Source organism: Pontibacterium sp., from assembly GCF_964228735.1.
Classification (GTDB): Bacteria; Pseudomonadota; Gammaproteobacteria; order Pseudomonadales; family Balneatricaceae; genus Pontibacterium.
On sequence record NZ_CAXRBQ010000186.1, the window covers coordinates 1 to 22,791 of the forward strand.

At 54.7% G+C, this 22,791-nt stretch carries 15 protein-coding genes; 6 read left to right on the forward strand and 9 right to left on the reverse strand.

The genetic code is table 11. From position 1 onward, the window contains the following. Positions 1-325: 325 nt before the first annotated feature. Positions 326-2,083, forward strand: a complete 1,758-nt coding sequence (locus ACEQ15_RS19815; RefSeq protein ID WP_370280999.1) for a DEAD/DEAH box helicase — start codon at positions 326-328, stop codon at positions 2,081-2,083. 64 nt (positions 2,084-2,147) lie between these two features. Here ACEQ15_RS19815 and ACEQ15_RS19820 read toward each other — a convergent pair whose 3' ends face one another. Then, positions 2,148-3,209, reverse strand: a complete 1,062-nt coding sequence (locus ACEQ15_RS19820; RefSeq protein ID WP_370281002.1) for an AraC family transcriptional regulator — start codon at positions 3,207-3,209, stop codon at positions 2,148-2,150. Positions 3,210-3,535: 326 nt separating this feature from the next. On the opposite strand from ACEQ15_RS19820, the gene ACEQ15_RS19825 reads away from it, so the two are divergent. The 3 genes from ACEQ15_RS19825 (at position 3,536) to ACEQ15_RS19835 (ending at position 10,138) form a co-directional block, all read left to right on the forward strand. Further along, entirely contained in the window at positions 3,536-5,416 is a 1,881-nt protein-coding gene (locus tag ACEQ15_RS19825) for a DUF1302 domain-containing protein (RefSeq protein WP_370281003.1), read from the forward strand. Positions 5,417-5,443: 27 nt separating this feature from the next. Continuing rightward, the gene (locus ACEQ15_RS19830; protein WP_370281004.1) at positions 5,444-6,787 is read left to right on the forward strand and encodes a DUF1329 domain-containing protein; all 1,344 of its coding nucleotides are present in this window, start codon (positions 5,444-5,446) and stop codon (positions 6,785-6,787) included. Positions 6,788-7,030: 243 nt separating this feature from the next. Continuing rightward, positions 7,031-10,138 (forward strand): EAL domain-containing protein, encoded by a 3,108-nt coding sequence (locus ACEQ15_RS19835; RefSeq protein ID WP_370281005.1) that lies wholly within the window; start codon positions 7,031-7,033, stop codon positions 10,136-10,138. Positions 10,139-10,515: 377 nt separating this feature from the next. On the opposite strand, the gene fadA is transcribed toward ACEQ15_RS19835, so the two are convergent. From fadA to ACEQ15_RS19855, 4 genes are all read right to left on the reverse strand, one after another. Continuing rightward, positions 10,516-11,694 (reverse strand): acetyl-CoA C-acyltransferase FadA, encoded by a 1,179-nt coding sequence (fadA, locus tag ACEQ15_RS19840; RefSeq protein WP_370281007.1) that lies wholly within the window; start codon positions 11,692-11,694, stop codon positions 10,516-10,518. A 16-nt stretch (positions 11,695-11,710) separates the two neighbouring features. Beyond that, positions 11,711-13,858, reverse strand: coding sequence for a fatty acid oxidation complex subunit alpha FadB (gene fadB, locus ACEQ15_RS19845; protein ID WP_370281008.1), 2,148 nt, complete (start codon positions 13,856-13,858; stop codon positions 11,711-11,713). A gap of 218 nt (positions 13,859-14,076) precedes the next feature. Beyond that, complete coding sequence (locus ACEQ15_RS19850) at positions 14,077-15,006, reverse strand: electron transfer flavoprotein subunit alpha/FixB family protein (protein WP_370281009.1); 930 nt, start codon at positions 15,004-15,006, stop codon at positions 14,077-14,079. A 15-nt stretch (positions 15,007-15,021) separates the two neighbouring features. Next, the gene (locus tag ACEQ15_RS19855) at positions 15,022-15,771 is read right to left on the reverse strand and encodes an electron transfer flavoprotein subunit beta/FixA family protein (protein ID WP_370281016.1); all 750 of its coding nucleotides are present in this window, start codon (positions 15,769-15,771) and stop codon (positions 15,022-15,024) included. A gap of 286 nt (positions 15,772-16,057) precedes the next feature. On the opposite strand from ACEQ15_RS19855, the gene ACEQ15_RS19860 reads away from it, so the two are divergent. After that, complete coding sequence (locus tag ACEQ15_RS19860; RefSeq protein ID WP_370281010.1) at positions 16,058-16,516, forward strand: transposase; 459 nt, start codon at positions 16,058-16,060, stop codon at positions 16,514-16,516. A 146-nt stretch (positions 16,517-16,662) separates the two neighbouring features. On the opposite strand, the gene ACEQ15_RS19865 is transcribed toward ACEQ15_RS19860, so the two are convergent. The 4 genes from ACEQ15_RS19865 to ACEQ15_RS19880 form a co-directional block, all read right to left on the reverse strand. Then, positions 16,663-17,214 carry a DUF2889 domain-containing protein gene (locus ACEQ15_RS19865; RefSeq protein WP_370281011.1) on the reverse strand — a complete coding sequence of 184 codons (552 nt, stop codon included), beginning with the start codon at positions 17,212-17,214 and terminating at the stop codon, positions 16,663-16,665. Continuing rightward, positions 17,214-18,893, reverse strand: a complete 1,680-nt coding sequence (locus ACEQ15_RS19870) for an AMP-binding protein (RefSeq protein WP_370281012.1) — start codon at positions 18,891-18,893, stop codon at positions 17,214-17,216. The genes ACEQ15_RS19865 and ACEQ15_RS19870 overlap by 1 nt, the downstream gene beginning before the upstream one ends. Before the next feature lie 55 nt (positions 18,894-18,948). Further along, positions 18,949-19,266: an SCP2 sterol-binding domain-containing protein gene (locus ACEQ15_RS19875; protein ID WP_370281013.1), complete on the reverse strand. Its 318-nt coding sequence runs from the start codon at positions 19,264-19,266 to the stop codon at positions 18,949-18,951. Positions 19,267-19,379: 113 nt separating this feature from the next. Then, positions 19,380-21,173 carry an acyl-CoA dehydrogenase C-terminal domain-containing protein gene (locus tag ACEQ15_RS19880; RefSeq protein ID WP_370281014.1) on the reverse strand — a complete coding sequence of 598 codons (1,794 nt, stop codon included), beginning with the start codon at positions 21,171-21,173 and terminating at the stop codon, positions 19,380-19,382. A 481-nt stretch (positions 21,174-21,654) separates the two neighbouring features. Between ACEQ15_RS19880 and ACEQ15_RS19885 the strand changes: the two genes are divergently transcribed. Continuing rightward, a complete protein-coding gene (locus tag ACEQ15_RS19885; protein ID WP_370281015.1) occupies positions 21,655-22,638 on the forward strand; it encodes an IS110 family transposase in 984 nt (327 codons plus the stop codon). Positions 22,639-22,791 lie beyond the last annotated feature (153 nt).

Genomic DNA, 22,791 nt, shown 5'->3' on the forward strand with positions numbered 1-22,791 from the left:
ACCTGCCAGTCATGTTCGGGAAACTGTTCTACCAGCCCTTTGCGCCAGTAAACATGGCTGGCTGCGTCATACGCGGAAAGCAGCAGAATCTTCACAAAAACCGATTCCTGTTGGATTATTTTCGGGCGTCATCATACCCCATCGGTTCATAAAAACCGGCTGAACATGGCCCACTTTCCGTTAAAACTCCCACAAAATGGGCGTTTTCGCGCTCTCAACTGGACATTTGTAGCATTCTTGCTGTAGAATTCGCGCCTTTACACCACTCCTGACAGGCTCCCTCTGCGAGCAATTGTCTCTTTTTTGCATAACAGGTATCCATTTAATGTCCGAATCTGGCACCCAGCCGACTTTTACCTCTCTTGGGGTTGCAGAGCCTATTCTGCGTGCACTTAACGAGATTGGTTACGAAACACCTTCCCCAATTCAGGCGGAGAGTATCCCACCGCTGCTGGAAGGTTCTGATCTGCTGGGTATGGCACAGACCGGTACCGGTAAAACCGCGGCCTTCGCCCTGCCTCTGCTGACCCGTCTGGACTTCAGCCGTCGCGAGCCTCAGCTGTTGGTGCTGGCACCAACTCGTGAGCTGGCGATCCAGGTTGCCGAAGCGTGCCAGAGCTATGCGAAATATATCCCGGACTTCCATGTCCTGCCTATCTACGGTGGTCAGAGCTACGAAACCCAGCTGCGTCAGCTGCGTCGTGGCGTACAGGTAATCGTGGGTACTCCAGGCCGTGTTATGGACCACATCCGTCGTGGTTCTCTGAACCTGGACAAGCTGGAAGCCCTGGTGCTGGACGAAGCAGATGAGATGCTGCGCATGGGCTTCATCGATGACGTGGAGTGGATTCTGGATCACACCCCAGAAAGTCGTCAGATCGCCCTGTTCTCTGCAACCATGCCACCACAGATCAAGCGTGTGGCGCAGAAGTACCTGAACGATGCAAAAGAGGTGAAGATCGCCGCGAAAACCGCGACTGCGACTACCATCACCCAGAAATACTGGCGCGTTAGCGGCCTGCACAAGATGGATGCACTGACCCGTATCCTGGAATTGCAGCAGTTTGACGCGATGCTGATCTTCGTACGCACCAAGTCTGCGACCGAAGAGCTGGCTGAAAAGCTGTCTGCCCGTGGTTACGCGGCAGAAGCGCTGAACGGTGACATGTCTCAGCAGCAGCGTGAGCGCACCGTTGACCGCCTGAAGAGCGGTAAAACCGACATCCTGATCGGTACCGACGTTGTTGCCCGTGGTCTGGACGTAGAGCGTATCAGCCACGTACTGAACTACGACATCCCGTACGATGCCGAGTCTTACGTACACCGTATCGGTCGTACCGGCCGTGCAGGTCGTACCGGTGAAGCGATCCTGTTCGTGGCACCACGTGAAACGCGCATGCTGCGCACTATCGAACGTGCAACCAAGCAGCCGATCGAGCGCATGGATCTGCCATCCGTAGGTGACGTTAACGAGAAACGTGTAGAGCGTTTCATGCAGCGTATCAGCGATACCCTGGACAACCAGGACATCGCACCGTACCTGGATCTGCTGGCTGACTACCAGAAAGAGCACGACACCGATCCGATGAACATCGCTGCGGCTCTGGCCGTTCTGGCGCAGGGTGACCAGCCACTGCTGATGGAAGAGCCACCAGCACGTCCTGAACGCGAGCGTCGTGATCGCGATGACCGTGGTGATCGCGGTGACCGTCGCGGCCGCCGCCGTGACTTCGACAAGAACGCCAAGCCACTGAAAGGCCGTCCAGACATGGACATGGAGCGTTACCAGATCGCTGTAGGTCACCAGCACAACGTGCAGCCTAAGAACATCGTAGGTGCGATCGCCAACGAAGGTAACATCACCGCATCCCTGATTGGTCAGATTGAAATCTACGACGATTTCTCCACCGTTGACCTGCCTTCCGGCATGCCAAAGGCGACCTTCCAGAAGCTGAAACGCACCTTCGTGTGTGGCCAGCGTCTGAACATTCGTCACGCTGACGAGCAGGACGACCGTCCTAAAGGCCGTGGTCCTCGTAAGCGTCCACAAGGCGGCAAACGTCCACCTCGTAACGACGACTGATCAACGATCATAAAAAAAGCGGGCTACTCAGCCCGCTTTTTTGTGTCTGTGTGTTAGGTATCGATCAACTCGCCTCGGCCAGCTTTTGCTGATAGGTATCACTGCGGCGGTATTCCCCGGGCGTCATGCCGGTCCACTTCTTGAACGAGCGGAAAAACGCCGACGGCTCGTCAAATCCCATCAGACTCGCCACATCGTTGATCGACAACTGCGGCGAGTTGATATAGCCCAGCGCCGCATTCTTGCGGCACTCATCTTTGATCTTCTGGTAGGAGGTCTCCTCCTCCAGCAAACGACGCCGTAATGTGGATACCGACATATTCAGGAGGTTTGCCACCTCCTCCGCACTCGGTGCCTCACGGGTGAAATCGTTACCCAGCAACGCTATCACCTGGGACTTCAGTGAACTGTCGTCACTCACGCTGGCGATCAGCTGATATGGAGCCGTCTTAAGAAAAACACGCAACGACTCATCATTGTGTACCAGCGGATAATCCAGATAGTAGGCCGGGAATACAAAGGCGTTGTCATGCTGAGAGAAACGCACCTCAGACTGGAACAGGCGCTGATAGTGCTCCGCGTCCTCCGGTTCAGGAAAGGCAAAATAGACCGCTTTCAGATCTACACGTGTGCCCACCAACCAGCAGACAAAGTTGTGCCACATGGAGAGCGAGGTACGGATACGGGCCGGGCTTTCGTTTTTCAATACCTCGTCGATATCCAACCCGGATGCTTCGGTGGTCGCAATAGAGACCTTGGCGTAACGCCCCTTGCGCACCAGCAGCGGTTTAACGTTGGAACCACGGCAGATCTCGTGGAAGTCGCTGGCACGATAAATCGCCTTCTCCAAGGACTTGGCGTGAATGATACTGTGACACATCATCCGGAACGTACCGTTAGGCACTTTACCGCCCCCCAGCATGCCGAAGTACTCATCCTGGGCCACATACATCATCCGCTGATACATCACACCCAGCGTCTCAGCGGGAAACTCCGTTACTGCATCGATATCGGTAGCATTAACACCCACCTCTTCCAACAGCCCAACAACGTCATAACCCTGCGATTCCGCCTGGCTCAGCAGGTGCCGCACATAGTTAGCAGGAACTGTTTTTTTATTCTTCATTGCTCCCTCATTAATTCGTTTTAGGCTTAAACAGAGATGTTCTTCTATAGTACGCAACGCACAATCGACGTGCACAGATCCATCAACCGAAACTATTTATGGCCCGAATTGGTGCGCAGTGCAAGTTTCGCACGAATCATTTTGTCACTAAATCTGGAGCCAATTGTTATTGTTAGGAAGACTACCTAACCGCCAGTATTAGACCCTACCTGTTTACGGTAATTCAGAGCAGAAGGCGGCAGTAAGGGAAAGCTGGCTCTACGAGACCTATCCACCCCGCTCTAGCTCATTCACCCAATCAAAAAATAACAATTTAGGTGAACGAAATGGCAATAAATTTGCGGCGCCCACGCAACGGGTGTTTTCCGTTGTCGGCTAAACAGCAGTTACTGCTGCCGGCAATCCTCGGAACATCCATCATCAGTACTTCGGCTTCGGCAGTTGAGTTTCAACTGGGCGAGATCGAAGGTCGCTTTGACTCACAACTCTCCATCGGTGCCAGCTGGCGCGCTACAGATCGAGATCCGGACTTAATTGCGACGGCTAATGGCGGCAGCGCCACCAGTCTTAACTCCGGTAGCTACGACGACGGTGACCTGAACTTCGACGAGGGTGATGCGTTCACCCAAACCCTGAAAGGTGTGCATGACCTGGAACTGCGCTACGACAACGTAGGGGCGTTTGTGCGCGGTAAGTACTGGTACGACTTCGAACTGGAAGACAACGAACAGAACCACGGCAACACCAATGACTATGGTGCCGGTACCACATTAAGCGACAGAGGCTTCAATGATTACGCCAAGTTTTCCGGGGCTGAGCTTCTGGATGCTTACGTGTTCGCTGAACTGGAACTAAACGACCAGCCACTGGATGTACGTGTTGGCCGCCAAGTAGTGAACTGGGGCGAAAGTACCTTCGTTCAGGGCGGTATCAATGCCATCAATCCAATTGATGTGAACGCATTCCGCCGACCTGGCGCAGAGATCAAGGAAGGCTTGCTGCCAGTGAACATGGCATTTGCCTCCCTTGGCCTGACCGATAACCTGACGGTAGAAGGTTTCTACCAACTCGAGTGGGAGCCTACCGCTGTGGACGGGTGTGGTACCTACTTCTCTACCAACGATTTTGCGCCAGAAGGGTGTAACGGTATTCGTTTGCCGCTTCCTCTAAGCGACGAAAATTACTTCAATTCTACGGTGGCGACCGCTGCTCTGGGTTACGATCCGGTCATCTATCGAAACGCGGATGGACGCCGTGAAGCGGATGACGACGGCCAGTTTGGTCTCGCATTCCGTTACCTCGCCGAAGACCTCAATTACACCGAGTTCGGCTTTTATGCGATGAATTACCACAGCCGGGTACCGGTAATCAGTGCGGTTAATACATCCTCAACCTCTGCGGACTTCACGGCAGCCTATGTGGCAGCATTGGGCGGCGGTGCCACAGCCCAGCAAGCCGGCGTTGCCGCAATTGGCACTCTGGTCGATACAACCTATTTCATCAGTTACCCAGAAGACACCCAGCTTGTTGGTCTGAGCTTCAGCACCAATATCGGTGACATCGCATGGTCCGGTGAGATCAGCCACAGAAAAGACGTACCGGTACAAATTAACGGTCCGTTGCTGGTGTCTGCCATCGTCAACCAATACAGCACGGGGTCGGGCAACACCGCAGCCGATTCACTTGTCTCCAACGCAGGAACAGGCGGAACAATCTCTGGTTTCTCCCAGTTTGATATCACCCAGCTGCAGAGCACCTTTATCAAGTTCTACGATCAGGTCTTGGGCGCCAGCCGCCTGGCGCTGATCGGTGAAGTGGCCTGGACCCACGTTCACTCCCTGGATGAAGGCGCCAACGCGCTGAAATACGGCCGTCCGGGTGCCTTTGGCTACACCGCGGGTGATACCGAAGGTTTTGTAACCCAGGACTCCTGGGGTTACGTGGCTCGTGCCAACCTGAGCTACAGCGACGTGTTTGCCGGTGTGAACCTGACGCCTCAGATCAGCTTCAAACATGGCGTGGACGGTTACGGTCCACAGCCAGGCGCAGCGTTCAATGAAGGTGAGAAATCTGTCAGTCTGAGTCTGACCGCCGACTATCTGAACCAGTACAGCGTACAGCTGTCCTATACAGACTTCTTCGGTGGCGACTTCAATGCGCTGGATGATCGCGACTTCGTCTCGCTCAGCGCCACGGTTTCATTCTGATTCAGCCGATACTCAGGAGACTTACACATGCAATTCAAACCTAAATCTCTGATTCTGGGTATGGCTCTGGCTTTGAGCAGCTCAGCACTCTATGCCGCAGTTTCCGCCGAAGAGGCGGCGAAACTGGGCGACTCACTGACACCGATGGGTGGCGAAGTGGCAGGTAATATAGCGGGGACGATTCCGGCCTGGACCGGCGGCCTGTCCACCAGCGATGACCGTTACGTCAACCCGTATGCGAACGAAAAACCGCTGTTTACCATCACTGCCGACAACATGGCCCAGTATCAGGCGAACCTGACTCCCGGCCAGCAGGCCCTGATGCAGAAGTACCCAGACACTTACAAGATCAACGTCTACCCAACCCACCGTAGCGCTTCGATCCCGGACAGCGTTATCGCCTCCACCAAGGAGAACGCGCTGAACGCCACGCTCACGTCCGATGGCAACGGCATCAGCAACCTGAACGAAGGTGTCGCTTTCCCAATCCCGGCCAACGGTCTGGAAGCGATCTGGAACCACATGACGCGCTTTCGCGGCGGCGCACTGGAACGTACCTTTGTACAGGTGCCAGTACAGGCAAACGGTAGCTTTACGCCGGTGAAGATCAACGAGAAGATGTCCTGGCCAACCTACTTAAACGGAAAGAACTCTGATCAGGACAACATCCTGTTCTACTTCGTACAGCAGGTTCAGGCACCGGCCCGCCTGACCGGTAACGTACTGCTGGTGCATGAAACCGTGAACCAGATCACACAGCCACGTCAGGCCTGGACCTACAACGCCGGTCAGCGTCGTGTGCGCCGTGCACCGCAGATCGCCTACGATGCACCGGGCACCGCTACCGACGGTCAGCGTACCACCGACAACCTGGATATGTTCAACGGAGCGCCGGACCGCTACGACTGGAACCTGGTGGGCAAACAGGAGCTGTACATCCCATACAACAACTTCAAGCTGGCGGACCGAGAGCTGAAGTACAAGGAGATTCTGCAGCCGGGTCACATCAATCCGGAGCTGACCCGGTACGAGCTGCACCGGGTGTGGAAAGTGGAAGCGACGCTGAAAGACAGTGCGCGTCACATCTACGCCAAGCGTACCTTCTACATTGATGAAGATACCTGGCAGATCGCTGTCGTGGACCACTACGACGGCCGTGGCGAGCTGTGGCGTGTTGGCGAAGCCTACCACCTGCAATACCGCGATGTGAACGTGCCGTGGATCGCTGCTGAAGCGCTGTATGACCTGCAGTCCGGTCGTTACCTGGTTGGCAGCCTGACCAACGAAGAGGGGATCGGGTTCGACTTCACCCAACGCTTCAAATACAAAGATTTTACCCCGCAGGCGATCCGTCGCTTGGGTAAACGTTAATCCTCAGAAGCCAGCATTCTGAAAACAGAAAAGCAGAGCCCAAGCTCTGCTTTTTTTTATTTGCGGATTAGTACCAAAGGGCATTGGAAGATGCCATTTTTTACAACTATTATGATCTAACGCATCACATTCAAGCTGTTGATTTCGCTAATATACTCCGCCGATTAGGGAATCAGATCGCGGAACGTCAGGGCAGATAATCAGACCACAATCCGTCTGTAGCACCGACCACCGGAGTATGCCATGGGCATAACGCAGTCTCGACAGATCATCATCCTCTTCCTGCTACCTGCGCTGCTGGCTGTTGCGCTGCTTGCATTATTTCTGCGAAACGAGCTGGAAGGCTGGGCGATCGAGCGCTGGTCCAAAAACCAGTACGAGTTCGCCAACCTGCTCGGCGAGCAGATCAGCGATGACCTGAAAGAAGCTGCAAACCTGCTCCAGTACACCGCCGCCCTGCCGGAATTCACCCAAGCCCTTGATCAAAACAAAATCGACCGCAGCCTGAACGGCATTCCGCCTGGTGTGGATGAAAGCAAACGCAACATCCTTAACCAACTGAGCGAGCGCGGTAACTTCTCGGTCCTGTTTCTGCTGACTCCCGAAGGCGATCACTACCTGTCGCACCCTTATGCGGTGCAACGGGCACTGCAAAAATTTAACCTCTCCAGCCGCTCCTACTTTAAAGAGGCGCAACGCAGTAAAACGTTGGTGATCTCCAACAGCTTTATTGGAGCTGATGGTGTGCCCGCCGTCGCATTGAATCTGCCGATCCTCGATGCCCAAGGCAATATCATCGCCCACTTGGGTGGTGTGCGGTATCTCCACCATCTGGACACCATGATCAGCCCGGAAAAGATCGCCCCGTTCGATAAAGCCCTACTACTGGACGGTGAAGGTAACCGCATCGCCTCAAGCGGAGCCGCGCTCGATACATTTTCAGCACAATCTTTTGCGCGCTTAAACACCCAGATGCCAACCGGCACCTCAATCCGCCAGCTGCGTGACAGTAATAACCTGATCTGGCTTTCGTTCCAGTTGCAACTGGATACGGGTTGGTCGCTGCAACTGATGCGGCGCATGGATCATCTGCAGGATGAGATCTCGCCGCAGCTGCAGAAAACCATCAGCCTCGGTATCGGCATCATCATCCTCACCAGCATCATTGGTGCCTGGATGGCGCTGCGCTTCAGCCGCCGCTGGCGCGAGGCGGATGCTGCGCTGAAGCAGGCAAACGAGACTCTGGAGCAAAGAGTCAAACAGCGCACCGAAGCCCTCGCCTACTCCGAGCTGCGTCATCGTACACTGTTCGAATCTACCGCCGACGCTGTGCTTCTGCTGCGTAAGGGCCAGATCATCGACTGCAACAACTCCGCATTGCGGATGTTTGGCGCCTCCAGCAAGGATATGTTGCTGCAACGGGTGGTGGGCGAATTTTCAACGCCTAACCAAACCTGTGGCGGCCACTCTGCCGAACTGGCTAAGCAACGCATCCAACAGGCCTATGACGAGGGCAGCTGCCGCTTTGAGTGGATGCATAAACGTCTTGATAACGGCAAGGTGTTTCCCGCTGAAGTACTCCTTAGCCGAATGGTGGTCGACGACGATCCGCTGCTACAGGCGACCGTACAGGACATCAGTGAACGTAAGAGCGCGGAAGAACGTATCCGTACCCTTTCGCAGGCCATTGAGCAGAGCCCCGTTTCGGTTGTCATTACCGATACCAAGGGCAACATCGAATACGTGAACCAGGCCTTTGAACGGATTACCGGCTACGACGAGAAGGATGTGCTTGGCCAGAACTCACGCCTGCTGAAATCCGGCAACACACCACCAAGACGCTATCAGGAGCTGTGGAAAGCGATCCTCTCCGGCAAATCCTGGCAGGGCGAGTTCCAAAACAAACGCAAAAACGGCGAGATCTTCTGGGAACAGGCGCATATTGCCCCGGTTATCGACGTTGATGGCATAACCCGCCACTTCCTGGCCGTTAAACAGGATGTGACCCTGCATAAGATGCAGGAGGAGCATATCTTGCATCAGGCGCTGTACGACAACCTGACCGAACTGCCCAACCGCTTCCTGTCGCTCGACCGTCTGGACCAATTGATCAGCGATGCCAAACGTGACGACAGCCAGATCGCCGTTCTGTTTATCGACCTGGACGACTTCAAGAAGGTGAACGATACCCTGGGCCACGAAACCGGCGATCACCTGCTACAACATGCCGCCAACCGCCTCAACTACTCTGTGCGTGAGCAGGATACCGTGGGACGTCTGGGCGGCGATGAATTTATCGTGCTGCTGGGTGGCTTGAAGAAACCGGAAGATGCGCTGCCGGTGGCGGAGAAGATCCTCAACTGCTTCCGCGATCCGTTCAAGATCGCCAACCGTGAACTGGTCGTCACCGCCAGCATGGGAATCTCGATCTATCCGGACAACGGCATCAGCCCGGCAGAACTGCTCCGCAACGCCGATACTGCAATGTACGCCTCCAAGGGCCAGGGCGGCAATACCTGCCACTTCTTCACCGAAGAGATGAACATGGGTGTCAGTCGCCGTCTGGCGCTGGAAGAGCAACTGCACGGTGCACTGGGCAACAACGAATTTGAAGTGGTGTATCAACCCCTGGTTGATATCAACAGTCGCAGTATCATCGGCGCGGAAGCGCTGCTGCGCTGGTACAACCCAACCCTGGGCAATATTCCACCGGATGAATTTATCCCTGTGGCGGAACAGACTGGCCTGATCATCCCGATCGGTCAGTATGTCCTGTCCCAAGCATTGGAGATGACAGCGAAGTGGAGCAAACAGCGCCGTTGGCCGTTTAAAATTGCCGTCAACCTCTCACCACGCCAATTCCGCGATGAGAACCTCGCCACGTTTATTCAGGAAAAACTGCACGAAACCGGCGTCTCTGGCCGCACCCTCGAGTTGGAGATTACCGAAGGTGTACTGATGGGTGATCACGGCTATATCAACAGCGCACTGGAAACCCTCTGCCGCATGGAGATCGGCATCGCCATGGACGACTTCGGTACCGGTTACTCTTCGCTGAGTTACCTGCGCAGCTATCCGTTCGACACCCTGAAGATCGACCGCAGCTTTATCAACGACATCAACGTGGATGCAGCCGACCGAGAACTGGTGAGCGCCGCCATTGCCATGGCGCATGGTCTGGGCCTGAAGGTAGTTGCTGAAGGTGTGGAAACAGAAGAGCAGATGGAATACCTGGCAACCCAGTATTGCGATATTGCCCAGGGTTACCTGTTCAGCAAGCCGGTGAAAGCAGGCCAGATCAGCCAGATGTTGCGCGAAGGCGGGTTTAGTCAATCAGGGCCAAGGCGTTAATACCGCAGGTCCGTTGGTTAGGAGGGCGTGCTTTGGAGTTGCCACGCACTTGTAGCAGCGGGCTCTGACCGCGACATGTTTAAGTTTTATCAGCCTTTGCGAGTGTCGCCCTCAGCACCCTAAAGGGCATAAAAGCGGGCTGCTACAGATTTACTCTCGATACGTTGTAATTCTCCCTGTAGGTTATTCATCGCAATGCGATGAATAACGTGTTGGGCACCGCTTTGCGGCGGCCAACCTACAATACGCCCCGATGTAGCAGCGGTCTCCGACCGCGACATACCACCGTGGAAAAACGGTCGCTCTCACACCCAAACAAAAAACCCGCTGCCACAAAGTGACAGCGGGTCAGACCCTTTGCCGAGCTGAAAGCTTAATCAGTTCAGGCGTTCAAACACGGTCGCAATCCCCTGCCCCATGCCGATACACATGGTTGCCAGACCGTAGGTGGCATCCTTGTGATCCATTACGTTCAGCAAGGTGGTCGAGATGCGGGTACCGGAGCAGCCCAGCGGGTGACCCAGAGCGATCGCACCACCGTTCAGGTTTACTTTCTCATCCATCTGATCCAGCAGCTTCAGGTTCTTCAATACCGCTAGACCCTGCGCTGCGAACGCTTCGTTCAGCTCAACCACATCGATATCGTCCATGCTCAAGCCAGCGCGTTTCAGCGCGTTCTGGGATGCCGGTACCGGACCGAAACCCATGATGGACGGATCACAACCGGCTACCGCCATGCTGACGATACGGGCGCGTGGTGTCAGGCCCAGCTCCTGCGCTTTGGCCGCAGACATGATCAGCATGCCGGATGCACCGTCGGAAAATGCGGAGGAGGTACCCGCGGTTACCGTACCCACTTTCGGTACAAAGGCCGGTTTCAGTGAGCTGAGCGTTTCCACGGTGGTTTCCGGACGGATCACCTCGTCGTGCTCCAGCAGGCTTTTAAAGCCGTTTTCGTCGTGGCCTTCCACCGCAATGATCTCGTTGGCCCAACGACCTTCCAGGGTCGCTTCGTGCGCCAGACGGTGGGAACGGGCACCAAACTCATCCTGCATCTCACGGGAGATACCGTTCATCTTGCCCAGCATCTCGGCAGTCACGCCCATCATCAGCGCAGCCTTAGCCACCTGCTTGGACATCTCCGGGTTCACGTCGATACCGTGCAGGATCGACAGGTGGCCCATGTGTTCCACACCACCGGCCATATAGATATCACCGTTGCCGGTCATGATCCCCTGCGCCGCCGTATGCAGCGCCGACATCGAGGAACCACACAGGCGGTTAACGGACTGTGCGGCAACCGTGTGCGGAATACCCGCCAGCACCGCCGCGTTTCGGCCGATGTTGAAGCCCTGCTCCTTGGTCTGGTTTACACAGCCCCAGATAATGTCTTCGATCTCCGCAGCCTTCAGCGCTTCGTTACGATCCAGCAGCGCGTTCATTACAGCCGCTGACAGCGCCTCGGCACGGACATTACGGAAAGAGCCGTTCTTGGATTTCCCCATCGGGGTGCGTACCGCATCGACGATTACTGCATCATTTGGTTTCAGATTCATCGTTCTCTCTCCATCCTTAACCGAAGTAGGTTTCGCCAGCGGCGGCCATCTGTTTCATCTTCTCGGTCGGCTGGTACAGCGGACCCAGTGCGTCGTACTTAGCGGCAATTTCGCAGAAGCGATCCAACCCCATGCGATCCAGGTAGTGCAGCGGACCACCCAGGAACGGTGGGAAACCGATACCCATGATCAGGCCCATATCCGCTTCCGCCGCAGAGGCCACAATGCCATCTTCCAGGCAGCGTACAGTTTCGATGCACAGCGGCACCATCATGCGCTCGATAATCTCTTCATCGGAGAAGTCGGTTGCAGTGCCCACCACACCTTCGAGCAACGCATCTACTTCGTCATCCTGCAATTTCTTCGGTTTGCCCTTACGATCCACCTCGTAGCGGTAGAAACCTTTGCTGTTCTTCTGACCAAAGCGCTCGAGCTTGAACATACGGTCGATGATGTTTTCACCTTCGTGCTCCATACGATCCGGGAAGCCTGCCGCCATCACACGATCCGCATGGTGCGCGGTATCCACACCCACTACGTCAAGCAGGTAGGCAGGGCCCATCGGCCAGCCAAAGCCTTCCATCACCTTGTCGATCTTACGGAAGTCGGCACCGTCTTTGATCAGCGCAGCGAATCCACCGAAGTATGGGAACAGGATGCGGTTAACCAGGAAGCCCGGGCAGTCATTCACAACGATCGGCGTTTTGCCCATCGCCTTGGCGTAGGCCACGGTACGTGCAATCGCAGCTTCTGAGGTTTTCTCGCCGCGAATCACTTCCACCAGCGGCATTTTGTGCACCGGGTTGAAGAAGTGCATACCACAGAAGTTTTCCGGTTTCTCCAGCGCCGTTGCCAGCTCGGTGATCGAGATGGTGGAGGTGTTGGAGGTCAGGACCGCACCCTCTGGCAGCTGCTTCTCGGTTTCCGCCAGGACGGCCTTTTTCACGTTCGGGTTTTCAACCACCGCTTCCACCACCAGATCTACGCGGTTGAAGTCACCGTAGCTCAGGGTTGGGGTAATGCGATTGATAATCTGCGCCATCTTGGCTGCATCGATACGCTTACGCTTAAGCTGACCGCCCAGCAGCTTGTTGGCTTCGTCCAGGCCCAGCTGCAATGCTGGCTCTGCAATATCCTTCATCAGGATCGGTGTACCTTTGGAGGCAGACTGATAGGCCACACCGCCGCCCATGATGCCGGCACCCAGTACTGCCGCCTGTTTAACGGGCTCAGCCTGGGCTTCGTATTTACCGGTGATCTTCTTGATCGCCTGGTCTTTCAGGAACAGGCCTACCAGAGAGCGGGTGACATCGTTACGTGCCAGCTTGGCAAAACCGGCCGCTTCGATCGGCAGCGCTTTATCACGCGGCAGGTTGGCGTGTTTCTGGATCGTTTTCAGTGCTGCCAGCGGCGCCGGATAGTGAGGGCCGGCCTTGGCACCGATCACACCTTTGGCGCTCTCGAATGCCATCATCTGCTCGATCTGGTTCAGCTTGATCGGCGATTTCTTCTCTTCGCTACGTGCCTGGTAGTCAAACTTGCCGTCGATACATTTGCGCAGCAGGTCGAGGCCCGCTTCGTTTACCTGCTCGACTGCAACCACCGCATCCGCCGCACCGTCTTTCAGGGCAGCATCCGCACGTTTTTCCACACCGCCGCAGATCCACTCGTTGGCGTTATCCACACCGATCAGACGTGGCAGTCGGATAGTGCCGCCCCAACCCGGGTAGATACCCAGCTTCACTTCAGGCAGACCCACTTTGGCGCCTTCTGCCATCACGCGATAATCGGTACTCAGGCTGAGTTCAAAACCACCACCCAGCGCGATACCGTTGATCGCCGTTACGGTCGGGCATGGCAGATCTTCGATGGTGTTGAAGATCTGGTTCATCTCGAGCAGCGCCGCAACGATCGCCTCCTCCTCGAGGGAGAACATCTGGTTAAACTCGGTGATATCGGCACCGACGATAAAGCAGGATTTGGCACTGGAGAACAGTACCCCCTTGAGATCGTCCCGGGCTGACAGTTGGCTTACCGCTTCGCGCAGTTCACCCAACGTCGCCTGATCCAGCTTGTTGATGGATTCGTTGTGGTTATCGAACACCAGGTTGAAGATACCGCCTTCAACCTCTTCCACACGGATCGACTGACCTTGATAAAGCATTGGTTTGCTCCGTTTGTTTTTATTTTCAGTCGTCCCCTCCGGAACAACTGCTAATTGAAAAGGGTTTATCCGTTGTTAACAGGCTGTTGAAAATCGTTTTCGAGGCAGTTAGTACAAGGCAAAAATCGACGAAAAAGCGGAGTTTATGTGTAATAAATGAGCATTTTGAGTCGGTTTTTAACGCCGTAATAACAACGCAGATAGATTTTCACAGTCTGTTAAAGCTTGCCCGACAATTCAGGCACCACATCGAAGAGATCCGCCACCAAGCCGTAGTCTGCTACCTGGAAGATCGGTGCCTCCTCATCCTTATTGATCGCTACGATCACTTTGGAATCTTTCATACCCGCCAGATGCTGGATCGCGCCGGAGATACCTACTGCAATGTATAGCTCAGGCGCGACCATCTTGCCGGTCTGGCCAACCTGCATATCGTTCGGTACGAAGCCCGCATCCACAGCAGCACGGGACGCACCCACTGCCGCCCCCAGCTTGTCAGCCAGGGCGTAAAGCAGGTCAAAGTTGTCACCGTTACCCATACCACGACCACCGGAGACGACAACGGATGCCGCGGTCAGCTCAGGACGGTCGCTCTTCGCCAGTTCTTCACCAACAAAGCTGGAAAGACCCGCATCACAGACTTCGCCAAAGGTTTCCTGCGTCGCACTGCCACCCTCTGCTGCAACGGCATCAAAGGCGGTACCGCGAACGGTGATCACTTTCACCGGATCGGACGACTGTACAGTGGCAATGGCGTTGCCCGCATAGATCGGGCGGGTGAAGGTATCAGCGCTCTCAACACCGGTAATGTCGGAGATTTGGTTCACATCCAGCAGTGCCGCTACACGCGGTAGCAGGTTTTTACCACTGGTGGTGGCTGGCGCCAGGATATGGCTGTAATCACCCGGCAGGGCCAGGATCAGCTTGCTCACGTTCTCCGCCAGTTGGTGTTCGTATACCGGGGCATCGGCGGTGATCACAGTGCTGACACCAGTCGCATGTGCTGCCGCGTCAGATACCGCCTGACAGTTGTGCCCCGCCACCAGCAGATCAATATCACCACCAATCTGTTGTGCAGCTGCCAGGGTGGTCAGGGTGACCGGTTTCAGTTCGTTGTTGTCGTGTTCTGCAATTACCAAAATACGCATCTGAATCACCTCCCCTTAAACCACTTTGGCTTCGTTTTTCAGCTTGTCGATTAGCTCATCCACGGAGCCCACTTTGATACCGGCCTGACGCTGTGGTGGGGTTTCCACCTTCAGCAACGTCAGCGCGGATTTGACGGTCACACCGAGCTCATCGGTGCTGAGGATATCCAGCGGTTTACGCTTGGCTTTCATAATGTTTGGCAGGGAGGCGTAACGTGGTTCATTCAGGCGCAGGTCGGTGGTCACCACCGCTGGCAGGTTGAGAGCAACCGTCTGCAAACCGCCGTCGATTTCGCGGGTTACGTTGACCTTGCCATCCGCCAGGTTTACTTCAGAAGCAAAGGTACCCTGTGGCATATCCAGCAGTGCTGCCAGCATCTGGCCGGTTTGGTTGTTGTCGGAGTCGATTGCCTGCTTACCCAGGATAATCAGGCCCGGCTGTTCTTTATCGGCCACCTTCGCCAGCAACTTGGCGATGGTCAGCGGATCCATCTGCTCTTCGCAATCCACGCGGATACCACGATCGGCACCCAGTGCCAGCGCGGTACGGATCTGCTCTTCACACTGCTTGCCACCGATGGACACCACAACCACTTCATCGGCAACACCGTTCTCTTTCATACGCACCGCTTCTTCAATTGCGATCTCACAGAACGGGTTCAGGGCCATCTTTACGTTAGCCAAATCTACATCGGTGTTATCTGCTTTCACGCGCACTTTGACGTTGTAGTCAATCACACGCTTTACTGCGACCAGTACTTTCATCATCGGCCCTTCTTTATGTTCAGGTTATACCTAAATACTAATCCGGGGGCCGATATCAACAATGACAAATAACAGCTGATTTACTGACAAAAAATTTCAGAATGAATAAAAGGCAATAAAATCAGTGAGTAATTTCAATATTCATGACTAACACAAAGATTCAAAAATAAATCTATCACTCTCGTAGCAGCCCGCTCTGAGGGCGACAAGCTATTGATCTTCGAATTGTCGCGGTAAGAGCCCGCTGCTACAGTGAACGTGCCAATAACAAACATGGACGTTGAATATGGCAGCCTCGAAGTTTCGTACACATAATCTGCGCATTGATAGGCATTCTGCCCCTCATCAGATCTATATGATCACCACTGTTACCCATCAACGCTCTTCACTTTTTGAAGATTTGTATGCAGGTCGATGTATGGTTAATGCGCTCAGACAAGCGGAGGCCTCAGCCCAGACAATCGCTTATGTGGTAATGCCAGATCATCTGCATTGGTTGATGCAGTTGAGAGAAGGGACTTCTTTGGCAACAACCGTGCAATTCGTGAAAACCCTTTCGGCTAGATCCATTAACGAATTCAACGGCTCAAAAGGGAAAGTCTGGGCTAAGGGCTATTACGATCAGGCACTGCGGGACGAAGATCAGGTTAGAGATTTCGCCCGATATATCGTGGCGAATCCCTTAAGAGCTGGTTTGGTAAGGTCCGTCAAAGATTACCCATTATGGGATGCGGTTTGGTTATAGAGCGTGGACCGGTCGCGGTCAGCACCCTAAAGGGCATAAAAGCCCGCTGCTACAGGACCGTGCTTGTAGCAGCCCGCTCCGAGGGCGACATCCCACCAACAAAAAAACCGGCACAAGGCCGGTAACGAAGTACGACAGGTAATTGCTCAGGTGGGTGAAGCTTCTTGGTACAGGTCAGGCAGGTAGGTTTTGATCACCTCACTGTCCTGGGCCCAGGTGCGGCAGGTGTTGAGCATCACCTGCGCACCCAGCGTCATGACATCCTCTTTAGCACTCGGCCAGAGGGTTTGCACCGCGGTGGTCGCAATGGGGATCAGCAATTCGCTGAGGTGGGTACAGCCGTGAACACCGCCTAACAACTCCTTGGTTTGACGCTGCCACCCGGGTCCGATGCGGGTGCCTTCCAGTTTCTTGAATACACCGACGACACCCGGACACATCCGAAACGGGGACTGATCGATATAGGCCTCCACCTCATGGATCTTCAGGGTCGAATCGATGGTGACCCGTAATCCCATATCATGGAACGGTTCACCGGCAGCGATATAACCACCCCGCTCGGGGTTATCGATAGGCCACGTTTTCACGTCTATCATATGCCCTTCGATATCCCAGAGGCCGTCCTCACGCTGGTAACCGAAGCACTTCACCTTACGCTGATGCGCCAGGTTACGACGCACCGGTTTTGATAGTGGCATCAGCTCACCTCGTCCAGTTGTTCCAGGGTCGGCATCGGTTGTTTGAGCATGCGGCGCAGGATCTTGCCCACATTGGACTTGGGCAGTTCGTCGGCAAACTCGACGTATTTTGGTACTTTGTAGCGGGTCAGGCGCTCTTTGCACCAGTCGCGGATCTCTTCCCGGTGGAGGCCTGGATTCTTGCTCACCACAAAGAGTTTCACCGCCTCACCACTCGCCGTATCTTCGATCCCCACTGCGGCACATTCGATAACGTCCGGGTGGGAGGCCACCACGTCTTCCACTTCGTTCGGATACACGTTAAAACCGGAGACGATGATCATATCCTTGGCCCGGTCGACGATGCGGAAACGCCCGTCGGGCTGACGCACCGCGATATCACCGGTCATGAAGTATCCATCCGGTGTGAAGACATCGCGGGTATCGTCATCCCGCTGCCAGTAACCACGCATCACCTGTGGGCCTTTAACACAAAGCTCACCCGGCTCATCGATTGGCTGCTCTTCACCGTCTTTGATGATGCGTACATCGGTGTGGATCACCGGAATACCAATGGTACCGATCTGCACGGCACCGGGTTCATTGGCACACACCGCTGGAGAGGTTTCGGTCAGGCCGTAACCTTCGATGATCTCGCAGCCGGTAGTGTCCTGCCACAAGTCAGCCGCCGCATGGGTCAGTGCCATACCACCGGAGATGGTGAGCTTCAGAGGACTGAAATCCAGCGCTTTGAATGCTTCCTTGTTGCACAGGGCAACAAACAGGGTATTCAGACCGATAAAACCGGTCGGCTGCCAGTTGCCCAGCTCTTTTACAAAGCCGTCGATATCCCGCGGATTCGGAATCAGCACCGAGTGACCGCCGGAGATCAGCACCACCTGGGCGATGGTAAAGGCGTAGATATGGTAGAGCGGCAGTGGTGAGATCACCTGATCATGCCAGGTGGCCCCCACACCACTGACGCGATCCTGCAGCTGCATCATGTTGGCGAGCAGGTTGGCGTGGGTAAGCATCGCGCCTTTAGAAACGCCGGTCGTGCCACCGGTGTATTGCAATGCCGCAATGTCACCCGATTTACGGTACACCGGTTTCGGCGATTCACCGTGGTATTTCAGCAAGGCGCCACGTAACGGGGTCGCACCCGGCAGATGGTATTTAGGCTCCATCTTTTTCAGGTACTTTACCGCCGCATTCAGCAGGGTGCGTTTTACGAATCCGTGCAGGTCTCCCACCTGGGTCACAAAGGTGTGCTTGATACCGGTGTTGTGCAGGATCTTGTCCGCTTTGTGGGCCATGCTCTTGTGGATCACCAGCGCCTTGGCGCCGGAGTCTTTGAACTGGTGTTCCATCTCCGCCGCCGTGTAGAGCGGATTGGTGTTCACCACGATCAGGCCAGCACGCATCGCGCCGTAAAGTACCACCGGATACTGGATCAGGTTGGGAAGTTGGATTGCGATTCGGTCGCCCGGCTGTAGATCGGTCTCCTGCTGCAGATAGACCGCAAAAGCCGCCGATAAACGATCCAGCTCGCTAAAACTCAGGGTCCGGCCAAAGCTGGTAAAAGCCGGCGCGTCCTTGTACTGGGCTACAGCGTGAGCCAGCACATCAGGAATAGTCTCAAAACCCTGTGGATTGATATCCACAGGGATGCTGTCCGCAGCAGGGATCTGCCCGTCCATTTCAACCTCGCAAACTGTTATTTTTATTGTTACGTAGTGATTAGCCGGATTGAAGTTAGCTCACCGGGAACAGTGCAGCAAGCTTAGTGGCGATCATGATGTCACCTTCCGCCTGGATACGGCCGGTCATAAAGGCCTGCATACCGTCGGTTTCGCCGGACATTACCTCTTCCAGCGTGGTGGCATCCATGTTGAGGGTTACGGTTGGGGCATCGTGCTCACCCTCGGCAACCTGACACTCACCATCAGCTACAGCCACGCTCCAGTGTGCATCACCGTCGATCACATACTGGAACACTGCATCGGTGTCGGCAGCCGCTGCCGGGTTAAAACGTGCCTTCATCTGGTCAAAGATTGCATTCAGATCAGCCATGGAGTTTGTCCTCTCATTATTCTTTTTGCGGTAACGTTTCGCATTCAGTTTGAGCAGGCCAGTCGCCAGTGACTGACCTGCTGATGTTTTTAAAAAACGGGTTACGATCTTCATCAGAACTGGAAGTGCTCTTCTTCGAGCGCCATCAGGTTATCGGAGCCGGACAGCATGGTGTCCACCAGGCTGCGGGTACGTGGCAGCAGACGCTGGAAGTAGAAGCGTGCAGTGGTCAGCTTCGCTTTGTAGAACTCGGCATCTCCTTCACCGGCATCCAGTTTCTGCAGGGCGGTTTCCGCCATACGTGCCCACAGGTAGGCCAGAGTCACGTAACCGGAGTACATCAGGTAGTCCACCGATGCAGCGCCCACTTCGTCGCGGTTCTGCATCGCTTTCATGCCCACCTGCATGGTGATCTCGCCCCACTCCTTGTTCAGTTTGTTGAGCGGATCGACAAACTCTTTCAGGCCTTCGTTATCTGACTGCGTCTGACAGTATTTGTGGATCACCTTGGTGAAACGTTTCAGGGATTCACCCTGGGTCATGAGTACTTTGCGACCCAGCAGGTCCAGTGCCTGAATCTGAGTAGTGCCCTCGTACAGCATGGAAATACGGCTATCGCGTACGTTCTGCTCCATACCCCACTCGGCGATATAACCGTGACCACCAAACACCTGCAGACCGTGGTTGGCAGATTCGAAGCCCACTTCCGTCAGGAACGCCTTGGCGATTGGCGTCAGCAAGGCCAACAGGCCATCGGCTTCTGCACGCTCTTCCGGTGACGCCAGGTGCACCTTGTCCACCATCTGCGCGGTGTAGTAGATCAGCGCACGACCACCTTCGGCGAACGCCTTCTGGGTCAGCAGCATCTTGCGCACTTCCGGATGCACAATAATCGGATCAGCCGGTTTGTCCGGATTCTTAGGCCCGTTCAGGGAACGCATCTGCAGACGGTCTTTGGCGTAGGCCAGTGAGTTCTGGAAGGCCCACTCGGCATGCGCCAGGCCCTGCAGGGCGGTACCGATACGTGCGGTATTCATAAAGGTGAACATGCAGTTCAGGCCTTTGTTCGGCGGGCCGATCAGGTAACCGGTGGCTTCATCGAAGTTCATCACACAGGTAGAGTTACCGTGGATGCCCATCTTGTGCTCGAGGGAACCACAACTCACACCGTTGCGATCACCGATAGCGTCACCGGATGGCAGGAACTTCGGCACGATAAACAGGGAGATACCTTTGGTACCTTCCGGTGCGTCCGGCAGGCGGGCCAGAACGATATGCACGATGTTGTCGGCCATATCGTGTTCACCGGCAGAGATAAAGATCTTGGTGCCGCTGATGCGGTAGCTGCCGTCTTCGTTCGGCTCAGCCTTGGTGCGCAGCATGCCCAGGTCGGTACCGCAGTGCGGCTCGGTCAGACACATGGTGCCGGTCCATTCGCCGGTTACCAGCTTGGTCAGGTAGGTCTCTTTCTGCTCCTGGGTACCGTGAGCTTCCAGAGTATTCATCGCACCGTGGCTCAGCCCCGGATACATGCTCCACGCCCAGTTGGCGGTACCCACCAGCTCATTGATTACGATGCCTAAGGATTCCGGCAGGCCCTGCCCACCCCACTCGGTGTCATGCGCCAGGGAAGGCCAGCCACCTTCTACAAACTGCTGGTATGCATCGCGGAAACCTTCCGGGGTTTTCACCCCCTCTTCGCTCCACTGACAGCCCTGCTGGTCACCCACCTGGTTCAGCGGTGCCAGAACACGCTCGGCAAACTTGGCACCCTCTTCCACGATGGCAGACACCATATCCGGGGTCGCATCTTCACAGCCGGGCAGGCTCGCATAGTGCTTATCCATCTCAAGCACTTCATTCAGCACAAAACTCATGTCACGCAAAGGGGCCTTATATTCCGGCATAACCAATCCCTCATTCCTATTATTTTTCTGGTCGGTCCGGGCCAGGGTGTGCCCACAATCAGATACAGACCAACATCGGTTGCTTTAATAACAGAATGGTTCAAGAGCCCTTTGCGGCCAATAACAAAAGCTACCAGTTTTAGTAACAAAAAGTGTCAACAAAGCAAAACCCAACACCAACATATTGAATTTAAATGATTTTAAATAAAGAACAGGCATCAACTATATCTACCATCTTCTGGCAGAAATAATTCAGAAAGGACTATAAGTTGATTGTCGCCCTCGGAGCGGGCTGCTTGTATCTCTCGGTGATGGGTGGTTAGCTACCGCCCATCGCAAGAAGCCGGTGAGCCTGACGGGCTGCTAAGTCGTAAAGGCTGTCATGTAGATAAGGCCCCGGCTTCTACTCTCTTAACACTGAATGGTATCCAAGCACCCTGAACGATCAGGTGATGCTGCATGTACAAGGGTAGTCGCAGAGATGCAGTTCTTTATCGGTATTGATGTCAGCAAAGATAAGTTAGACCTCGGTTGGCTGAGGGATCTGACCTCCAATAAAAAGAAAACCAAGGTATTTAAGAATCACAGCGCAGAGCTTACGCGTGTGAGCGACTGGATACTGAAAAACACCCAATCATGTCCACAGGATATTCTGGTCACGGTTGAACCGACCGGGGTGTATCACGAAGCCCTGTTGTACCACCTGCATGAATGTGGGTTTCAGGTCTTCTTGCCTAATGCGGCCTTGGTGAAAGCGTTTATGCAGTCCCTGGGCACGGTGCACAAAACGGACAAATCAGATGCAATTGTCTTGGCCCGTTACGGCGCACAGAAACCTGATCGTCAGCTATGGCAGCCGGAAGCGCCCGAAATCCGTGAGCTGAAAGCGATGATGCGCCGTTTAGACGCTTTAGAAAAAGACCATCAACGTGAACTCAACCGGCTGGAAGCCAGTGAGATCACAGGCACATCTGAGCGAGTACTGCAGTCGCTGAAGGATATGATTGCAGTCCTGGAACAGGAAATCCGGAACCTGCAGCAAGACATTGATGATCACATTGATCGCCACCCGCCGTTGAGAAATAACCGTCAGCTGCTGCAAAGTATCAAAGGTGTAGGTCCTGTAGTGTCACGTGAGATGGTGTATATGCTCAGCGCAAAAGCGTTTCGTTCGGCAAAACAGGCCGCCAATTATGTGGGTGTTATCCCCCGCATTCAGGAGTCGGGGAAATTTGTTGGCTGCAGTCGATTGAGCAAGGAAGGCCCGGCACGTTTAAGGGCCAAACTCTACATGGCGGCGGTTGTGGCCAAACAACACAATCCATTAAGTAAGCAGCACTATGAACGCCTGTTGGCCAACGGAAAAAACAAACTGCAGGCACTGGGTGCCGCGATGAGGAAACTGGTCCACCTGTGCTTTGGTGTGGTGAAAAACCAAGAAAAATTCCAGCTACAACCGCTATAAATGCGTTTGTAGCCAGAATCGAGAGATGGTATCTACAAGTGTATCTGAGTGATGTAGCAGTGGGCTCTGACCACGACAGAAATCACCATACACGCTACAAAAAAAGCCCAGACAATCGGGGCTTTTTACGTTGAAGCTCTCTGTTTTGCTTAG

Coding starts and splice junctions, on each gene's coding strand:
- ACEQ15_RS19815 (WP_370280999.1), top strand. CDS start 326: ATGTCCGAATCTGGCACCCAGCCGACTTTTACCTCTCTTGGGGTTGCA.
- ACEQ15_RS19820 (WP_370281002.1), bottom strand. CDS start 3,209: ATGAAGAATAAAAAAACAGTTCCTGCTAACTATGTGCGGCACCTGCTG.
- ACEQ15_RS19825 (WP_370281003.1), top strand. CDS start 3,536: ATGGCAATAAATTTGCGGCGCCCACGCAACGGGTGTTTTCCGTTGTCG.
- ACEQ15_RS19830 (WP_370281004.1), top strand. CDS start 5,444: ATGCAATTCAAACCTAAATCTCTGATTCTGGGTATGGCTCTGGCTTTG.
- ACEQ15_RS19835 (WP_370281005.1), top strand. CDS start 7,031: ATGGGCATAACGCAGTCTCGACAGATCATCATCCTCTTCCTGCTACCT.
- fadA (WP_370281007.1), bottom strand. CDS start 11,694: ATGAATCTGAAACCAAATGATGCAGTAATCGTCGATGCGGTACGCACC.
- fadB (WP_370281008.1), bottom strand. CDS start 13,858: ATGCTTTATCAAGGTCAGTCGATCCGTGTGGAAGAGGTTGAAGGCGGT.
- ACEQ15_RS19850 (WP_370281009.1), bottom strand. CDS start 15,006: ATGCGTATTTTGGTAATTGCAGAACACGACAACAACGAACTGAAACCG.
- ACEQ15_RS19855 (WP_370281016.1), bottom strand. CDS start 15,771: ATGAAAGTACTGGTCGCAGTAAAGCGTGTGATTGACTACAACGTCAAA.
- ACEQ15_RS19860 (WP_370281010.1), top strand. CDS start 16,058: ATGGCAGCCTCGAAGTTTCGTACACATAATCTGCGCATTGATAGGCAT.
- ACEQ15_RS19865 (WP_370281011.1), bottom strand. CDS start 17,214: ATGCCACTATCAAAACCGGTGCGTCGTAACCTGGCGCATCAGCGTAAG.
- ACEQ15_RS19870 (WP_370281012.1), bottom strand. CDS start 18,893: ATGGACGGGCAGATCCCTGCTGCGGACAGCATCCCTGTGGATATCAAT.
- ACEQ15_RS19875 (WP_370281013.1), bottom strand. CDS start 19,266: ATGGCTGATCTGAATGCAATCTTTGACCAGATGAAGGCACGTTTTAAC.
- ACEQ15_RS19880 (WP_370281014.1), bottom strand. CDS start 21,173: ATGCCGGAATATAAGGCCCCTTTGCGTGACATGAGTTTTGTGCTGAAT.
- ACEQ15_RS19885 (WP_370281015.1), top strand. CDS start 21,655: ATGCAGTTCTTTATCGGTATTGATGTCAGCAAAGATAAGTTAGACCTC.